The organism is Phyllobacterium sp. T2-21, assembly GCF_055378485.1.
Map to the genome: position 1 here is coordinate 3,617,554 of NZ_AP027912.1, position 16,904 is coordinate 3,634,457.

Annotated in this window: 17 protein-coding genes; 4 read left to right on the top strand and 13 right to left on the bottom strand. The window is 60.4% G+C overall.

Annotated features, from left to right (window positions below):
• Window positions 1-10 precede the first annotated feature (10 nt).
• The 4 genes from ACZ5FP_RS17900 to ACZ5FP_RS17915 are packed head-to-tail and all read right to left on the bottom strand — an operon-like array spanning window position 11 to window position 5,209.
• The gene (locus ACZ5FP_RS17900) at window positions 11-568 is read right to left on the bottom strand and encodes a sarcosine oxidase subunit gamma (protein ID WP_464661469.1); all 558 of its coding nucleotides are present in this window, start codon (window positions 566-568) and stop codon (window positions 11-13) included.
• Window positions 561-3,566, bottom strand: coding sequence for a sarcosine oxidase subunit alpha (locus tag ACZ5FP_RS17905; protein WP_464661470.1), 3,006 nt, complete (start codon window positions 3,564-3,566; stop codon window positions 561-563). Before ACZ5FP_RS17905 ends, ACZ5FP_RS17900 begins: the two co-directional genes overlap by 8 nt.
• Before the next feature lie 3 nt (window positions 3,567-3,569).
• Window positions 3,570-3,929, bottom strand: a complete 360-nt coding sequence (locus tag ACZ5FP_RS17910; RefSeq protein WP_223615953.1) for a sarcosine oxidase subunit delta — start codon at window positions 3,927-3,929, stop codon at window positions 3,570-3,572.
• A 26-nt stretch (window positions 3,930-3,955) separates the two neighbouring features.
• On the bottom strand, window positions 3,956-5,209 hold the full coding sequence (locus tag ACZ5FP_RS17915) for a sarcosine oxidase subunit beta (RefSeq protein ID WP_223615952.1): 1,254 nt from the start codon (window positions 5,207-5,209) through the stop codon (window positions 3,956-3,958).
• A 410-nt stretch (window positions 5,210-5,619) separates the two neighbouring features.
• On the opposite strand from ACZ5FP_RS17915, the gene rpsU reads away from it, so the two are divergent.
• From rpsU to ACZ5FP_RS17930, 3 genes are all read left to right on the top strand, one after another.
• Window positions 5,620-5,871: a 30S ribosomal protein S21 gene (rpsU, locus tag ACZ5FP_RS17920; protein WP_099997993.1), complete on the top strand. Its 252-nt coding sequence runs from the start codon at window positions 5,620-5,622 to the stop codon at window positions 5,869-5,871.
• 113 nt (window positions 5,872-5,984) lie between these two features.
• Window positions 5,985-6,830 (top strand): tetratricopeptide repeat protein, encoded by an 846-nt coding sequence (locus tag ACZ5FP_RS17925; RefSeq protein ID WP_346305335.1) that lies wholly within the window; start codon window positions 5,985-5,987, stop codon window positions 6,828-6,830.
• Window positions 6,831-6,839: 9 nt separating this feature from the next.
• A complete protein-coding gene (locus ACZ5FP_RS17930) occupies window positions 6,840-7,439 on the top strand; it encodes an NAD(P)H-dependent oxidoreductase (protein ID WP_464661471.1) in 600 nt (199 codons plus the stop codon).
• 52 nt (window positions 7,440-7,491) lie between these two features.
• Here the strand turns inward: ACZ5FP_RS17930 and ACZ5FP_RS17935 are convergent, their stop codons facing one another.
• From ACZ5FP_RS17935 to ACZ5FP_RS17970, 8 genes are all read right to left on the bottom strand, one after another.
• A complete protein-coding gene (locus ACZ5FP_RS17935; RefSeq protein WP_223615950.1) occupies window positions 7,492-8,892 on the bottom strand; it encodes an NAD(P)(+) transhydrogenase (Re/Si-specific) subunit beta in 1,401 nt (466 codons plus the stop codon).
• 10 nt (window positions 8,893-8,902) lie between these two features.
• Window positions 8,903-9,313: an NAD(P) transhydrogenase subunit alpha part 2 gene (locus ACZ5FP_RS17940; RefSeq protein WP_223615949.1), complete on the bottom strand. Its 411-nt coding sequence runs from the start codon at window positions 9,311-9,313 to the stop codon at window positions 8,903-8,905.
• On the bottom strand, window positions 9,313-10,584 hold the full coding sequence (locus ACZ5FP_RS17945; protein WP_464661472.1) for a Re/Si-specific NAD(P)(+) transhydrogenase subunit alpha: 1,272 nt from the start codon (window positions 10,582-10,584) through the stop codon (window positions 9,313-9,315). The genes ACZ5FP_RS17940 and ACZ5FP_RS17945 overlap by 1 nt, the downstream gene beginning before the upstream one ends.
• Window positions 10,585-10,746: 162 nt before the next feature.
• Entirely contained in the window at window positions 10,747-10,968 is a 222-nt protein-coding gene (locus ACZ5FP_RS17950) for an aa3-type cytochrome c oxidase subunit IV (RefSeq protein ID WP_223615947.1), read from the bottom strand.
• 147 nt (window positions 10,969-11,115) lie between these two features.
• Window positions 11,116-11,262 carry a DUF3096 domain-containing protein gene (locus ACZ5FP_RS17955; protein ID WP_091878304.1) on the bottom strand — a complete coding sequence of 49 codons (147 nt, stop codon included), beginning with the start codon at window positions 11,260-11,262 and terminating at the stop codon, window positions 11,116-11,118.
• A gap of 119 nt (window positions 11,263-11,381) precedes the next feature.
• Window positions 11,382-13,688 carry a putative bifunctional diguanylate cyclase/phosphodiesterase gene (locus ACZ5FP_RS17960; protein WP_464661473.1) on the bottom strand — a complete coding sequence of 769 codons (2,307 nt, stop codon included), beginning with the start codon at window positions 13,686-13,688 and terminating at the stop codon, window positions 11,382-11,384.
• Between the two features lie 230 nt (window positions 13,689-13,918).
• Window positions 13,919-14,419, bottom strand: coding sequence for a hypothetical protein (locus ACZ5FP_RS17965; RefSeq protein WP_464661474.1), 501 nt, complete (start codon window positions 14,417-14,419; stop codon window positions 13,919-13,921).
• A 4-nt stretch (window positions 14,420-14,423) separates the two neighbouring features.
• On the bottom strand, window positions 14,424-15,032 hold the full coding sequence (locus ACZ5FP_RS17970) for a CGNR zinc finger domain-containing protein (RefSeq protein ID WP_464661475.1): 609 nt from the start codon (window positions 15,030-15,032) through the stop codon (window positions 14,424-14,426).
• A 64-nt stretch (window positions 15,033-15,096) separates the two neighbouring features.
• On the opposite strand from ACZ5FP_RS17970, the gene ACZ5FP_RS17975 reads away from it, so the two are divergent.
• Window positions 15,097-15,996 (top strand): branched-chain amino acid ABC transporter permease, encoded by a 900-nt coding sequence (locus ACZ5FP_RS17975; RefSeq protein ID WP_403184184.1) that lies wholly within the window; start codon window positions 15,097-15,099, stop codon window positions 15,994-15,996.
• On the opposite strand, the gene ACZ5FP_RS17980 is transcribed toward ACZ5FP_RS17975, so the two are convergent.
• Complete coding sequence (locus ACZ5FP_RS17980) at window positions 15,993-16,742, bottom strand: SDR family NAD(P)-dependent oxidoreductase (RefSeq protein WP_464661476.1); 750 nt, start codon at window positions 16,740-16,742, stop codon at window positions 15,993-15,995. The two genes, ACZ5FP_RS17975 and ACZ5FP_RS17980, sit on opposite strands and share 4 nt — an antisense overlap.
• Window positions 16,743-16,904: the final 162 nt, after the last annotated feature.

Here is a 16,904-nt window from a genome sequence, read left to right on the forward strand (position 1 = left end):
AGTCGTATGATCAGACAGCCACATCCCGCGCTGACTCCTGCAGAAAGCTGTAGGCATAGCCGGAGAAGGAGCGCCAGCATTCAACCCGGAACGTGTCCTCGGCCGTCCGCCACAGCACGATCTCGATCTTGCCGAGCACCGTGCGCGAGGCCGCGCCGACCGGAAAGGCACCGAGCGACAGGTCCTGCGGGCAACCGCCATTGACAACAGCATCGGCACCCCGGCCGGAGACAATGATCCCGACATTGCGATGGGAGACGTCGACGGCGGAATGCAGCACCTTCACCTTGGCAAGATCGGCCACCAGCGAGCTGCCGTCCGCATCGATGAGAAGCCATTCATCCGGACCGATCCACAGGGCCGCACGGTTGCCCTGACTGGTGGTTGTCTTCGGCTTCAGCGGCAGGGACAGGCCCAGCGCCTTCGACAGCGCCGCCACCGCATCGGGCCGCGCCCGCAGCGAAACGCGGGTGGCGTTGTCAGCAAGGGTTACCGATACGGACCCGACCCCGGCATGGCCGGTCTGCAATGGATGCGCACGCTGCGCTGTTTGAGCAAGGTCAGCCATTCAACCGTTCTCCCTTTTCGTCGAAGAACACCGTTCCGGTCACTTCCACTTCGATCACACCATCGGGCATCGGCACATAGAGCGTTTCGCCGAGCCGCCTTGTTCCGTCGATCACCAGGGCCATGGCAATCGACCGGCCGCAATTCTGCGACCAGTAGGAGGATGTCACATGGCCGATCATCGTCATCGGCACGGGCTGGTTCGGATTGGCGACGATCTGCGCGCCCTCCTCCAGCACCACATGGGCATCTTTGGTCTTCAGGCCAACCAGTTGCTTGCGGCCATCCGCCACCAGGTCGCGGCGCAACAGGCCGCGAATGCCGACATAGTCCGTCTTGTTCTTGCCGATGGCCCAGGTGAGGCCCGCATCCTGCGGCGTCACCGTGCCGTCCGTGTCCTGGCCGACGATGATATAGCCCTTCTCGGCCCGCAGCACGTGCATGGCCTCGGTGCCGTAGGGCGTCAGGCCCAGCGGCTTGCCGCGCTCGTAGACGGCGTCCCAGACGGCCCGGCCATAATCGGCAGGCACGTTGATTTCGTAGCCCGCTTCACCGGTGAAGGACATGCGGAACAGCCGTGTCGGCACACCGCAGATCCTGCCTTCCCGCACGCTCATATGCGGCATGGCCTCATTGGAAAGGTCGATGCCTTCCACCAGCGGCGCGATGATCTCGCGGGCTTTCGGCCCCTGCACCGCGATGACCGCCCATTGCTCGGTCGTCGAGGTCAACCAGACGTTGAGGTGCGGGAATTCCGTCTGCAGATAGTCTTCCATGTGGTTCATGACCCGCGGTGCACCGCCGGTCGTCGTCGTCACGTGGAAGCGATCCTCGGCCAATCGGCCAACGACGCCGTCATCGTAGATGAAACCGTCTTCGCGCAGCATGATGCCATAGCGCAGGCGGCCGACACCGAGTTTTTCCCATGGATTGGTGTAGAGCAGTTCGAGGAATTTTGCCGCATCGGGCCCGACCACCTCGATCTTGCCGAGCGTCGAGGCGTCGAAGATACCGGCCTGGTTGCGCACAGCGACGCATTCGCGGTTCACCGCCGCATGCATGTCTTCGCCTGCCTGCGGATAATACCAGGCGCGCTTCCACTGCCCGACATCCTCGAAGGCCGCGCCCTGTGCCGCGTGCCACGCATGCATCGGCGTGCGGCGGGTCGGATCGAACAGGTCATGGCGGGCATGGTTGACGATCGCACCGAAAGTCACCGGCGTGAACGGCGCCCGGAAGGTTGTCAGGCCGACGGCCGGGATCGGCCGGTTGAGCGCTTCGGCGGCAATGGCCAGCCCGTGCAGGTTGGAGGTCTTGCCCTGATCGGTGGCCATGCCGTTGGTGGTGAAACGCTTGACATGCTCGATGGAATGCATGCCTTCACGCACCGCAAGGCGCACGTCCTTGGCGGTCACATCGTTCTGGAAATCGACGAAAGCCTTGACCGTCGTATCGGCACCGGCGCCCGGCGCCGAGCCGATCATGCCGAGAACCCAGTCGGTTCCGCCTGTCGCCTTGAGCGCTGCGGTCTTGCCCTTGAAACCGGTCTCGCCGGCAAGCTTGCCGCCTGCGGCAACGGCTTCGTCCAGCGCCTGCTGCAACCCGTCGCTGCCATTGCAGGCACCGACCGAGACGCAATTCTGCGCATAGGTGCCGGGCAGGAACCGCTCATTGGCGGCATCCCATGCCACCTTGCCGCGCGACTGCGAGAACAGGTGTACGGACGGCGTCCAACCCGCCGACATGATCAGCGCATCGACCACGACCTTGCGCTCGCTGCCGCCCCGGTTGGGGCGGATGCTGATGGAGGAGACGCGACGCTTGCCGCCGGCGCTGAACACCGCATGACCGGTCACGACGTCGATGCCAAGCGAACGGGCTTCCTCGATCACCGGTGAGGATGGATTGTCGCGCGTGTCGACGATGACAGGGATATCGACACCGGCGCGCTTCAGATCGATGGCTGCCGCATAGGCGGAATCATTGGCGGTGTAGACGCCGACCTTGCGGCCGACCGCGACACCATACTGGTTGAGATAAGCGCGCGCCGCCGAAGCCAGCAGAATGCCGGGACGGTCATTGTTGGCGAAAACCATGTGCCGTTCGATGGCGCCGGTCGCCAGGATGACCTTCCTGGCACGCACCTGCCACAGGCGCTCCCTCGGCATGTCGGAGCCGGGATTGCTCAGATGGTCGCTGATCCGCTCGACAAGGCCGACAAAATTCTGGGCGTAGTAACCGAACGCCGTGGTGCGGGTGAGAACGGTGACGTTGTCCATGGCGCGCAGGGATGCCAGCGTTTCCGTCGCCCAGTCATAGCCCGGCTTGCCGTCGATGGTCACGTCGGTCTCATAGCGCAGCGCGCCGCCTGCTTCCGCCTGCTCATCGCAGATGATGACCCGGGCACCGGTTTGCGCGGCGCTGAGCGCAGCGGCAAGACCGGCAGCGCCGCCGCCGACCACCAGCACATCGCAATGGGCGAAACGGTTGGAATAGCGGTCCGTATCGGCTTCACCCGGAACAACACCAAGACCGGCCGCCGCACGGATCTTTGGCTCGTAGATGGTTTTCCATGCGAACTTCGGCCACATGAATGTCTTGTAGTAGAAGCCTGCGGGCAGCATGGGCGAGAACACATCGTTGATCGCACCGACATCGAAGGTCAGCGACGGCCAGCGGTTCTGCGACTTGACCTTCAACCCGTCATAGATCTCCTGCACGGTCGCCCGCACGTTCGGCTGCTTGCGGGATTTGTCCCGCTCGACATCGACAAGCGCATTCGGCTCTTCGCTGCCTGCGGAGAGGATGCCGCGCGGACGGTGATATTTGAACGAACGGCCGACCAGATGAATGCCGTTGGCCAGCAGCGCCGAGGCCAGCGTGTCGCCTTCAAGACCCGTCAGGCTCTGCCCGTCAAAGGTGAAGCGGACGGTTTTCGCCGGAACCAGGCGGCCGGCACCGGCAATACGGTTGCTTCCGGAGTGGGATGGAATGCTCATGACTTACAGCTCCCCTTTCTTGGCGCGGGGGGCGCGTTTCTTTGCAGGTTCAGCATCGGAAACGGTTTCCGGATTGAGAAGCGTTTCGACATCCGGGCGCGGTTCGCCCGCCTTGTAGACGGTCAGGAACTTGTCGGAGACGGAATCGCGCACGGCATTGAAGAAACGTCCGCAGCCATGGATATGCCGCCAGCGCTCGAACTGCAGCCCCTTGGGATTCTGGCGGAAATACAGGAAGGCGGCAAAGTCTTCGTCCGATTGTTCCGATATGGCCGGGGAACGCACGAGATGCGCTTCACCCGCGTTGCGGAATTCCAGCTCCGGGCGCTCTTCTTCGCAATAGGGGCATTTGATGAGAAGCATTGTCGTCGTCTCGTTTCTTGAATCTGTCAGTGCGCCACGGCGGCGGCGGCGGCTTCGTCGATCAGGCGCCCGGTGGTGAAGCGCTCGAGCGTGAACGGCGCATTGATCCGGTGCGGCTCGTCCCGGGCGATCGTATGGGCGAACACATTGCCGGAGCCGGGCGTTGCCTTGAACCCGCCGGTTCCCCAGCCGCAATTGACGTAGAGACCGGGGACAGGCGTCTTGGCGAGGATCGGCGAACGGTCCGGCGTCACGTCGACGATACCACCCCAGGACCGCAGCATTTTCAGCCGCGTCAGCACCGGGAACATTTCGCAGATCGCGTCCAACGTGTGATTGATGATGTGCAGCCCGCCGGTCTGGGAATAGGACGTATACTGGTCCGTCCCCGCGCCAATGACCATTTCGCCCTTGTCCGACTGCGAGATATAGGCGTGCACGGTGTTCGACATGATCACGCAGGGGATCAGCGGCTTGACCGGCTCGGACACCAGCGCCTGCAGCGGATAGCTTTCCAGCGGCATGCGCACACCAGCCATGTTCATGATCACCGAGGTATGACCGGCGGCCACCACACCGACCTTCTTGGCATTGATCGGGCCGCGATTGGTATCGACGCCGACAACCGCGCCATTGGCCGCCCGGCGAATGCCGGTGACTTCGCAGTTCTGGATGATATGCACGCCGCGATCGGCAGCCGCGCGGGCATAGCCCCAGGCGACGGCATCATGACGGGCGGTGCCGCCGCGCCGCTGCAGGGCCGCGCCGATGATGGGATAGCGCGCATCGGCGGACAGGTTGATCGGCGGGCAGAATTCCTTGACCTGTTCCGGCGTCAGCCATTCATTGTCGATGCCGTTCAGCCGGTTGGCATGGATATGGCGCTTGAACACCTGGACGTCGTGGATATTGTGCGCCAGCATCATCACGCCGCGCGCCGAATACATGACGTTGTAGTTGAGGTCCTGGCTCAGGCCCTCCCACAATTTCACCGCATGTTCGTAAATGCCGGCCGATTCGTCATAGAGATAGTTGGACCGGATGATCGTGGTGTTGCGGCCGGTGTTGCCGCCGCCCAGCCAGCCCTTTTCCAGAACTGCGACATTGGTGATGCCATGTTCCTTCGCCAGGTAGTAGGCGGTGGCAAGACCATGTCCGCCAGCGCCAACAATGATGACGTCATATTCCGACTTGGGTTCGGGCGACGTCCATTGCTGCTCCCACCCCTTGTGGGCACGCAATGCCTCGCGGGCCAAAGCAAACACTGAATATTTCCGCATCATTCAATCCTTTGCAGAGCTTTCGGCCGTACCGGTGACCTTGGCAGAGCGTTTTGTTCCACGATTTGCGAGAGCCGTATCCTGTCCTGAAATCGACATCGATTTTCAAGCGCAGGATCGCACTTTTATGCATCAGTAACGCATCCGCTCAAAGGTCTTTTGCCATTTTGCGACGGAGATTGGCGTTCCGTGCCGGTTATTCTAAAATTGCACGGGCGCGTGAACCGGCGGCGGGGAAGAATATCCGCCATTTTAAACAGCTTCACCATGGACATTCCATTGCCATTCTGATAATGGCCTCGTCAGTTTGCGATGGATGACCGTCGCGAAGTTTGGATTGCTGACCCACTGACCAAGGATATGGGTTCGGATTCAAGCTCAACGAAATTCTAAGAGATACAGGATAAAACGTGCAGGTACTCGTACGCGAAAACAATGTTGATCAGGCTCTCCGCGTTCTCAAGAAGAAGATGCAGCGCGAAGGCATGTTCCGCGAAATGAAGATGCATGATCATTACGAGAAGCCCTCGATCAAGCGCGCCCGCCAGAAGGCAGAAGCCATCAGCCGCGCCCGCAAGCTTGCCCGCAAGCAGGCACAGCGCGAAGGTCTTCTGCCAATGCCAGCACGCAAGGCACCGGTCCGCGCTTCTGCGGCTCGTTGATCAGCATTTATTAACGCCTTGACACAATAACGGGGTGGAGTGGCTTGCGTCACACCGCCCTTTTTGCGTTTTCGATTGAACGGGATACCAAGAGTATGACACATTCACTTGAAATGGTTTCGTATCGCGACCCGCAATCGGCATTCAAGGCGTTGCGCACCACCGGACTGGTGATCGCTTCGGTTCTCACCCTGGCTGTTGCCGGGTGCCAGACCTCGACCAGCGACATGACCGGGATCGACAAGGCGCAAGGGTCTTCCGAGAACATCAGTTCGCTCGACAGCGTCATCCGCAGCAATCCGCGTGATCCCGAAGCCTACAATGTGCGCGGCTCCGCTTTCGGCCGGGCCGGCCGCAACAGCGACGCGATCAAGGATTTCAACACTGCGCTGCAGTTGAACCCGAATTTCTACCAGGCCTATGCGAACCGCGCGCTGGTCTACCGCAACATGGGCAATACGGCCCAGGCAGCAGCGGACTACAGCAAGTCCATCCAGATCAATCCGCAATATGACGCTGCCTATATCGGCCGCGGCAATCTCTACCGCCTGTCGGGACAGCTCGACCGCGCCTTCAGCGATTTCCAGCAGGCTATCCAGCTCAACACCACCGATCCCCGCGCCTATCACAATCGCGGCCTGATCTATCAGGCGCGCGGCCAGCACAAGCAGGCGATCGAAGATTTCTCCACGGCGATCTCGCTGCAGCCCGATGCCGCCGAGCCCTATAACGGCCGCGGCATTTCCTATGTGGCCATGGGCGATGACGACAACGCCTTTGACGATTTCAACAATGCGATCAAGCTGGACGGCACGATTGCCGAGGGCTGGGCCAATCAGGCGCTGATCTACGAGCATCGCGGCGACAAGGCCCGGGCGGCGAAATCCTATGCCAAGGCAGCGCAGCTCGATCCCAAGTACAAGCCCGCCCTTGATGGCCTGGCGCGCACGCGCTCCTGATCCCATCCCATGAAGCGGTTCGTCGTTGTTTCCGCTCACCCCCTGAAAGAAAGCCTGTGCGGGCACCTGACCGCATTGGTGACGGCTGAGATTGCCGCGTCACCGCATGAATTGCAGCTGTTCGATCTTTATCAGCGTGGTTTTGATCCCAGGCTTTCGCAGAAGGAAAGGCAAAGCTACTACACCACGCAATACGATGCCTCCGAAGTCACGGACGACTCCGCCGCCTTGCAGAATGCGGATGTGCTCATCCTGGTTTTTCCCACCTGGTGGTTCGGACTGCCTGCCATCCTGAAGGGCTGGATCGACCGGGTCTTCGTGCCCGGCACCGCCTACGACCATGCGCCGGACTTCGGCCGGATGATCCCCCGTCTCAACGCCATGACCGCGTGTATCGCCATCACCACGCTCGGATCGCCCTGGTGGATCGACCGGTTGATCATGTTCCGTCCGGTGCGCCGTATTCTCGGCACGGCCATCATCGGCACCTGCGCACCCAAGGCGCGCTTCTCCATGCTGTCGCTCTACAACTGCGAGAAACTGGCCCCTGCCCGGCTGGCGGCGTTTGAGCAAAAGATTCAGCGGACAATCCAACAGACCTTGAAATGAAAAAGCCCGCCGATGCGGCGGGCTTTCAGCTGATATGTCGGAGGCAACCGGATCAGTGATCCAGCGCCTTGACGATGTTTTCGACCATCTTCTTGGCGTCGGCAAACAGCATCATCGTGTTGTCGCGGAAGAACAGTTCGTTCTCGACGCCGGCATAGCCGGAGCCCATGCCGCGCTTGATGAACAGAACCGTGCCAGCCTTGTCCACATCGAGGATCGGCATGCCGAAGATCGGTGATTTCGGGTCGGTCTTCGCTGCCGGGTTGGTGACGTCATTGGCACCGATGACGAAAGCCACATCGGCCTGCGCAAACTCGGAGTTGATGTCTTCCAGCTCGAACACTTCGTCATAGGGAACATTGGCTTCGGCCAAAAGCACGTTCATATGACCGGGCATACGGCCCGCGACCGGATGGATGGCATATTTGACTTCCACACCCTCGGCCTTCAGCTTGTCGGCCATTTCACGCAGGGCGTGCTGGGCCTGCGCTACCGCCATGCCATAACCCGGCACGATGATGACCTTGGAGGCGTTCTTCATGATGAAGGCGGCATCGTCGGCCGAGCCCTGCTTGACCGGGCGCTGTTCGACTTCACCGGCCGCAGCACCACCGGTCTCGCCGCCGAAGCCGCCGAGGATGACCGAGATGAACGAGCGGTTCATGCCCTTGCACATGATGTAGGACAGGATGGCACCGGAAGAGCCCACCAGCGCGCCGGTGATGATCAGCGCCAGGTTGCCAAGAGTGAAGCCGATACCGGCCGCAGCCCAGCCTGAATAGGAGTTGAGCATCGACACCACGACGGGCATGTCGGCGCCGCCGATCGGCACGATGATCAGCACACCCAGAACCAGTGAGAGCAGGACGATCAGCCAGAACACGAAATGGCTTTCGCTCATCACCAGCGCCACGACCAGCACGACGATGGCAATCGCCAGGCCCGCATTGAGCACATGGCGGCCCGGCAGCATGATCGGTTTGCCCGACATGCGGCCGTCAAGCTTGAGGAAGGCGATGATGGAGCCGGTAAAGGTGATCGCACCGATGGCGACACCCAGCGACATTTCCACCAGAGCCTGCCCGTGAATGGAGCCGACTTCGCCGATCCCGAAGGAGTTGGGCGAGTAGATGGCGGCCGCAGCCACCATGACGGCGGCCAGACCGACCAGCGAGTGGAAGGCGGCAACCAGCTGCGGCATGGCCGTCATGGCGATGCGCTTGGCCGTATAGGCACCGACGCCGCCGCCGATGGCAAGACCGATGACGATGAGGCCAAGACCTCTGAAGCTCGGCTCGGCAAGGGTGAGTGTGGTGAGGATCGATATGCCCATACCGATCATGCCGTAGAAATTACCCTGACGGCTTGTGGTGGGATGCGACAGGCCGCGCAGCGCCAGAATGAACAGGACGCCGGAGACAAGATAAAGAAAAGCTGCGAGATTTACGCTCATTGCCCAGGTCTCACTTTTCTTTTTTCTTGTACATGGCGAGCATGCGATGGGTCACAAGGAAGCCGCCAAAGATATTGACGCTGGCAAGCACCAAAGCGATGAAGCCGAAGCCGGTGGCAAAGCCGCTGGCCGACAGGCCGACCGCAAGCAGCGCACCGACGACGATAACCGACGAGATGGCGTTGGTGACGGCCATGAGCGGCGTGTGCAGGGCCGGTGTTACCGACCAGACCACGTAATAGCCGACAAAGATCGCCAGCACGAAGATCGCGAGGCGGAAGACGAAGGGATCAACGGCACCGCCGGTCACCGCATGGGCCGCGGCACCGGCTGCTTCCGGCATGTTTTCAGCTACCTGGCGAACCGTTTCGGCCGCCTGATTGAGACTATCAAGCGCTTTTTCAAGTGCGGTATCAGCCATCACGCCTCTCCTTCAGTCTTTTTGGGGGCCGCCGTCTTGGGCGCGGTTTTCCTGGGTGCGGCGGCCTTTTTCGGCGCAGCCTTGGCCGCAACCTTCTTGGGTTCCGCCTTTGCCTCCGCCGGTGCGGCAGCCGTTGCAGCCGCTGCGGCAAAGTTCGGATGAACCACCTTGCCGTCATGGGTCAGCACGGTTGCCTTGACCAGCTCGTCATCGAAATTGATCTTGATGGCCTTGGCATCCTTGTCGACCAGCGTCTCGACGAAAGCCAAGAGGTTCTTGGCGTAGAGCTGCGAGGCGGTCGCTGCGATACGGCCGGCGACATTGAGATGACCGACGATCTTCACACCGTCGACATCGACGGTCTTGCCCGCCACAGCCCCTTCGACATTGCCGCCGCGCTCGACCGCGAGATCGACAATGACCGAGCCGGGACGCATGCGCGCATACATTTCCCGGGTGACGAGCCGCGGTGCGGGCCGTCCGGGAATGAGCGCCGTGGTGATGATGATATCCTGCTTGGCAATATGGTCGGCAACCAGCGCCGCCTGCTTTGCCTGATATTCCTTCGACATTTCCTTGGCGTAGCCGCCGGCGGTTTCGGCCGCCTTGAACTCGTCGTCCTCGACAGCAAGGAATTTCGCACCGAGCGAAGCGACCTGTTCCTTCACGGCGGGGCGCACGTCCGTCGCGGTGACGACGGCGCCCATGCGGCGCGCCGTGGCAATCGCCTGCAGACCGGCAACGCCGACGCCCATGATGAAGATCTTGGCTGCAGGAACGGTACCGGCCGCCGTCATCATCATCGGCAGGGCCCGGTCATATTCCCCGGCCGCATCGACCACCGCCTGATAGCCTGCAAGGTTGGCCTGGCTCGACAGCACGTCCATGACCTGCGCCCGCGTGATGCGCGGCATGAATTCCATGGTGAAGGCGGTGACACCCGCATCGGCCAGTTCCTTGACGGCAGCATCATTGCCGTAAGGGTCGAGCATGGCGATGACGACAGCGCCCTTTTTGTAGGATTTGAGCTCAGCCGTGGATGGCCGCCGGACTTTCAGAACGACATCGGCATTGCGGATGTCGGCGGTTTTGCCGATGGTCGCGCCCGCCGCTTCGAATTCGCGGTCCGGAATGCGGGACAGGACACCCGCGCCGCCTTCCACAATGACTGAAAAACCAAGACCGATCAGTTTCTTGACCGTTTCCGCCGAACCGCCAACCCGCGGTTCATTTACGTCGGTCTCTTTCGGTATGAACAGTGTCTGAGCCAAGCCCTCACCCCCAAGCATGTTGCCACTATACAGGCAGTGGCCCGAAGACCAGCGCGCCTGCCCCGCTATGACGATTGGCAATCCTGGTGATGGGCCCGCTCATGCAAGCGGATGTCAACAGGATTATCCGCCCGGCTCATGAACAACGCTGATGGAGCGTGTTTACAGAACGAACCAGGCAGCAACGCAAATAAGAATAAACAGAATAGTTGCGGAGAAGAACCCGCCAGCGAAAAAGCCGAACGCCATCGCAGCTACCAAAGCGATGCAGACAACCGCACCCCATTTTGAAAGAGCAATGAACAGATCATACGTCTTTTCATGCTCGTTGTAGTCCATGGGTGCACCCAGTTCTGCGGGCGCCGTGTCGTGATGTTCAGCCATCTTCAAACCTCATAAAGTCTTAGTCCTATTGGCAATAGCGAAAAGCCTGCAGCAGCGCAATGCGCAGATGGTCGCTGAAAAGCCTCTCAATCGATAAAAATGGCAACTGCGCTGATTTTACCGGCCGGGCCTTTCTTCCCGCTGCACTCAGCTGAGCAGATGCGGGAAAAGTCCGGTCACACCGATGATGATGAGATAGAGCGCAACCACGTAATTGAGCAGGCGCGGCGCGATCAGGATGATGATCCCGGCAATCAGCGCGACGAGCGGCGCAATGGCAATTTGTGCAATCATGACAGCGATACTTTCCTGTTGAGTCTGGCTTTGTCAGCGGCGGGAGTTTTCGACAAGATCGGGAGCAGGTCAAGCACAAGCACGCAGAACAGGGCGCGGCAGTTGCCGCTGCCGCCCGGTCAGCTGGCCGCCGCGATCTCGCTGTTTCGCGGCTTCACCGGCAACTGCACCATCTCGATATCGAAGTTCTTGGCGATATTCTCCGCCGTGGTGGCCGCGCCATAGAGAAACCCCTGCACATATTCGGCGCCGATCCAGCGGTTGATCAAGGCAAACTGTTCCCGCGTCTCCAGGCCCTCGATCGTCACGGACAGGCCCAGCTCATGCGTCATCTGCACGATGCCGCGCAGAAGCTTCAGGGAACGGCCTTCCTCGGTGATATCGGTGATGAAGGAGCGGTCGATCTTCACCTTGGTGACCGGCAGATCCTTCAGATAGCTCAGGCTGGAATAGCCGGTGCCGAAGTCGTCGATGGCAACCTGCAGCCCCATGGCCTTGAGGCTCTGGAGAACGCCTCCCGTCGCCTCGCGGTCCGTAATGATCGCGCCTTCCGTCACCTCGACTTCAATCAGTTCCGGCTCCACATTGTGACGATGCAGGGCAGAACGGATGATGTCGGCCATGTCCATGTTCTGCAGGTCGTGCGACGACAGGTTGATGGAGACCGCAATCCGCGACCCCCAGAGGCTGCAATCCTTGATCGCCTGTTCCACAACGTTTTGGGTCAAATCCGAGATCAGCCCCATCTCTTCCGCCATGGGAATGAACTCCGCCGGGGAAATCGGCCCGTATTCCGGGTGGTTCCAACGCGAAAGCGCTTCGCACCCGACCATGCGCAGGGTACGGACGTTGATGATGGGCTGATAGGCGACCGACAGGGTGCCCTCGGCAATGGCCTTGCGCAAATCCGACTTGAGCCGTTGTTTGCTGCGGAAGGAATGGTCCATCGTCTCGACGAAAACCACCCACTGTTTCTGGCTGTCCTTCTTGGCGACATCGAGCGCCAGATCGGCATTCATGTGCATGACCGCAAGATCAAACTCCGCCGCGCAGACGATCACCACACCGGCATGCGCGCCCGTCAGGATGTCATGACCGGAAATTGTGTACTGCCCCGATATGGCCGCCATGATGCGCTCGACACTCTGCAGCACGTCATCGCGCGTGGCGGCCGAAAACAGCAGCACGAATTCATCGCTGCCGAAGCGCGAAATGACCGGATGCGTCACGTCGATCGAGGCAAGCCGGTCGGCAAAGGCGCGCAGCAATTCATCGCCAATGCGATGGCCGAACGTGTCATTGGTCCGCTTCAGGCCGTCGACATCGACAACCATCAGCGCGATCTGCGTGCCCGGCTCGATACCATCAGTATAGGTCCTGGCAATCTCGGCGAACTGGCTGCGATTGGGCAGGCCCGTCAGGCTGTCATAGCGCGCCATGCGGCTGATCTGCGCCTCCGCTTCCGCCCTCCGGGTCACATCCTGGAAAATGAGTACCGTGCCGTGCTGCGGGTCCGGCGTTGCCGTGAATTCATAATGGCGCTTGGCAGGAGACATGAACATGTCGCGCTCCTTGCGCCCGCTGAGCAGGTCCTGCATCTTGCCGGACAACGAAGCCTGCGTCTCCTCGGGAAAATAGGCTTTGACCCGGGCAAGCCGCAGAAGGCTCTGCAGGGAATGGCCGTGAACCTGCTCCGGCTCGTCAAAGCCCATCATTTTCGCCGCCTTCATATTGGCGACGGTGATTGTCTGGTTGCGGTCGAACATCAGCAACCCTTGCGGCATGCCGTTCAGCGCGGCGTCGAAGTGGCTGACAACGACGCTCAGTTGCTGTTTGCCCAGCAGTGCATCCCAGAGCGATTGCCGCAGCTTGGATGCGATCCGGATATTGCTCCAGAAATAGGGAAGGATCAGCAGCGCCAGCAGCCAGTTGTAAATGCCGCCCAGGAGCACGAATGTCAGGAACAGCGGCGCCAGAATGCCAATGGACATGCCGATGACGACCGTCGGCGAAACGTAGTTGCGCGTCACCAGCGCCACCATCGACGCGACAACGATTGCGACACTGGTGATGGCAGCCGAGGGGTCCGCGAGAACGTAGATACTGACCAGACAAAGCAGGCCGAGCAGGATGCACGTGCTGATGGCCCCGAGGAGATAGCGCCACTCCCATGTCCGCAGATCGGCCATGGTGGCGGACGAAAGATCTTTTCGTTCGAATGCGCTGGCGTTTGCAGTACGCCCAAGGACAATCAAGAAGAATGCGAGGGCAAAGGCCGCATAAATGGGATGATCGGTTTTGACATAAATAACCAATGTCGCAAGAATCTGGATGACCGAGGTCCACCAGACAGCCTTCTTGTTCGCATAAAGCGTGCGAAGGAACAAAATTTCGAGAAAAATACTCTCGTTGCGTTCAATTTTCATCAAAATGTCCGTGAATAACTGTACCCATAATTGGATACGTTAACGAATACTTTCGAACAAACGCCAACGATACTCAGATTATGTATGAGGCATGCATTTAGAATATTTATTTGCCCCCCATGTCAAACTGATATTTATCAAATGGGAAACACAATTACCAATTCCTAAAGCGACTGAGCGAACGGCATGAAACCGCCATCCCGTGTATGGCTGCCCCCTGGCACCAGGGATCACGCCGGACAGGCGACAGCATCGCTGTCGGGCTTGTCCTTGTCCGGGTTGGGATCGTAGAACGGACCGATGACCAGCGGCCTGTTGGGCAGCACCGATTCATCCGTGTCCGATATCATCGTCCGGTCGATTGTCTGCAGCAGCTTGCCTCCGGCATCCCTGAGACGGATCGTCACCTTGTAGCCACGATCGGCCTTCACGCACTTGACCGGCGGACTGTCGACCGAAATCTTTTCGGCTGCGGGCCAGACATTCTGCCGGACAATGAAAGGCTCTCCTCCGGCCGGGTTTTCAAAGGTGGTCTCGAGCACGGCATCACCCGGCACCTTGCGGACCTTTGTCAGTGTCAGATGATAGGTTGCCTGGGCAATCCGGTAGTTGAAGACAAACAGCTTTCCGGCAACGGCGAGGTAATCCCCCTCGCCCGAATCGCGGCAGGCTCCCAAGGCCAATACACCCGCCAATACGGGCAACAGGACAAGCCGGCGCCAGTGATTCATGCTCTTATCCATGACCGGATTCCGATGGTTCGCGATTGCGGCGATAGTGTCGTTGCGCCTTGGCCCGGTTTCCGCATACGGTCATGTCACACCAGCGGCGGCTGCGGTTGCGGCTTTCATCGAGATAAAGCCAATGGCAGTTCGGGCAGATCTTGATCCGCTCCAGCCGCGCCGGCTCCAGAAGGCGCATGGCGGACAGGAAAGCAGCGGTGCCGAGCGACAGGTTGCGTTCGCCCTTGCCTGCGCCCGGCAACGCCAGATCCTGCCTGCCCGGTTCATCGCACGCCAGCGCCGAGCCAAGCTGCAGAAATGCCGCCATGTTTGCAGGCGGGAGCCCTCCACCCCGCACGGCCGTGCGAAAAAGCGCATTGATGGCTTCACGCACATCGATAAGCCGGTTGATCTGTGCTGGCTGCACCGGCGGGTGGAAGCGGGCATCGCCCCACTCCGCCTGCCGGAATTGCGCCGCCGCTTCGGCAAATCCCCGCAGTTCCGAACGGTCTGAAAACCGGTCCAGCGCGCGGTCGGGCGCATCACGAAAAACCACCGTATTGGCCAGGTCGAGAGCCAGCACGCCGCCACTGAATCGATGCGCATTCCAGTCAAAGGTCATGGTGAAATTCTAACTGGTAAAATCGATTTTGCAAGTTAGTATATAGGAAATCTGCGGGTGACCGATGGCCTATTTCCTTCAATTGCTGATCAATGGCATCCACAACGCCGCGCTTTATGCGCTGCTGGCCTATGGCTATGTCCTGATCCACGGGCTGACCCATCGAACGGATTTGTCGCTCGGCGCCCTGTTTGCCTTTTCAGGCCAGACATTCATCCTGGCCACGGCGTTCGGCTGGACGGTCCTGTGGATGACCTTGCCGCTGGCGCTCGGGTTCGGGCTGGCCGTTGCCGCGGTGTATGTCGGGCTCGGCGGCTATGCCATCGCCAGACTGATCTACACGCCGCTCGAGGCAGGGAACAGGAACACTATTCTCGTGGCGACGCTCGGCCTCAGCATTTTCCTGATGGAACTGTCGCGCCTTGCCGCTGATACCAGGGATTACTGGCTTCCGCCCATGCTGGCCGAGCCGGTGCATGTGCTGGGCGCGGCTGTCGATATCAGCCTGACACAGATTCAACTCGTCAACATCGGCGTGGCCCTGATCGTCATCGCCTCCGGTGAACTGATCATGCAGCGCACATCCGCGGGGCGGATATGGCGTGCGGTGAGCGACGAGCCGTTTGCGTCATCCATGTGCGGGATTGATCCGCGCCGTGTACGGACGCGGGCAATCCTTGCCGCCTGTGCGGTCTGCGCCCTCGCCGGCTTTCTCGCAGCACTGTACTACGGCAATGTCAGCTTCAATACCGGCATGATCTTCGGTCTGAAAATCCTGTTCATCACCGCCGCCGGAGGCCTGTCGAGACCGCTGCACGCGGCATTGGGCGCGGCGGCTGTCGGTGTCGTCGAATCCCTGTGGGGCGGATATTTTCCGGTCCTGTGGCGCGATGCCGCCGTCTTCGCGCTGCTGGTCTTTGTTCTCGCGGTGCGCACCAACAACAATGAAGCGGAGCGAATTTAACCCTGCAGGCTGTGGCCGCCATCGATGGTGATGACGGTGCCGGTGATATAGCTGCTGGCATCGGAGGCGAGCAGCAGAACGGTACCATCGATATCCTCAGGCTCGCCGAGGCGGCGCATCGGGTTCTTGCCCTTGAGGAATCCGTGCGCCGGGCCGCTCATGATGGATTCGTTGAGGCGCGTCGGAAACCATCCCGGCGCAATGGCGTTCACCCGAATCGCATGCGACGCCCATTCCAGCGCCAGGGAGCGGGTCATCTGGCTGATCGCCGCCTTCGACATGGCATAGCCCGCCGACCCCTTGACCGGCGCATCGGCAAGGATGCTGGAGGAATTGACGATCGATCCGCCGACCCCGGCGGCAATCATCCGTTTGGCCGCTTCCTGCGCGATGAAAAACGCGCCCTCCACATTCACTTCAAAAATATGCCGCAGCTGTTCGCGCGTCGTGGTGAGCGCCCGTTCCATCGTGGCGACACCGGCGTTGTTGAAAACCACCGTGACCGTTCCAAGCTTCTGCTCGGCCTCGTCGAACGCGCGCTCGATATCGTCGGCAACCGTCACATCGGCAATAATATTGAGAATATTGGGGCTGTGCTCATTGTCCGGCGCGGGTGTGCGCGAAATGGAGACAACATTCGCGCCATGCGCGGCAAGCACATGAACCATCCTGAGTCCCAGACCTGAGGACCCGCCTGTTACCGCAATGGTCTTTCCTGCAACGGAAAGAGAAGAGGCACTTGTCATTACAATAAATACCAACCCCGGATTGTTTTATTCACTGTTAGACTGCCCGTGCAACGATGACAACCACCGAACGAGCACCTTCGTGAAAACGAAGGCCGGGCCGCAACATCCCGGGTTGCTGCACCGGTATGAGGCTGGTAACAGTTCAGATGGAATATCGGG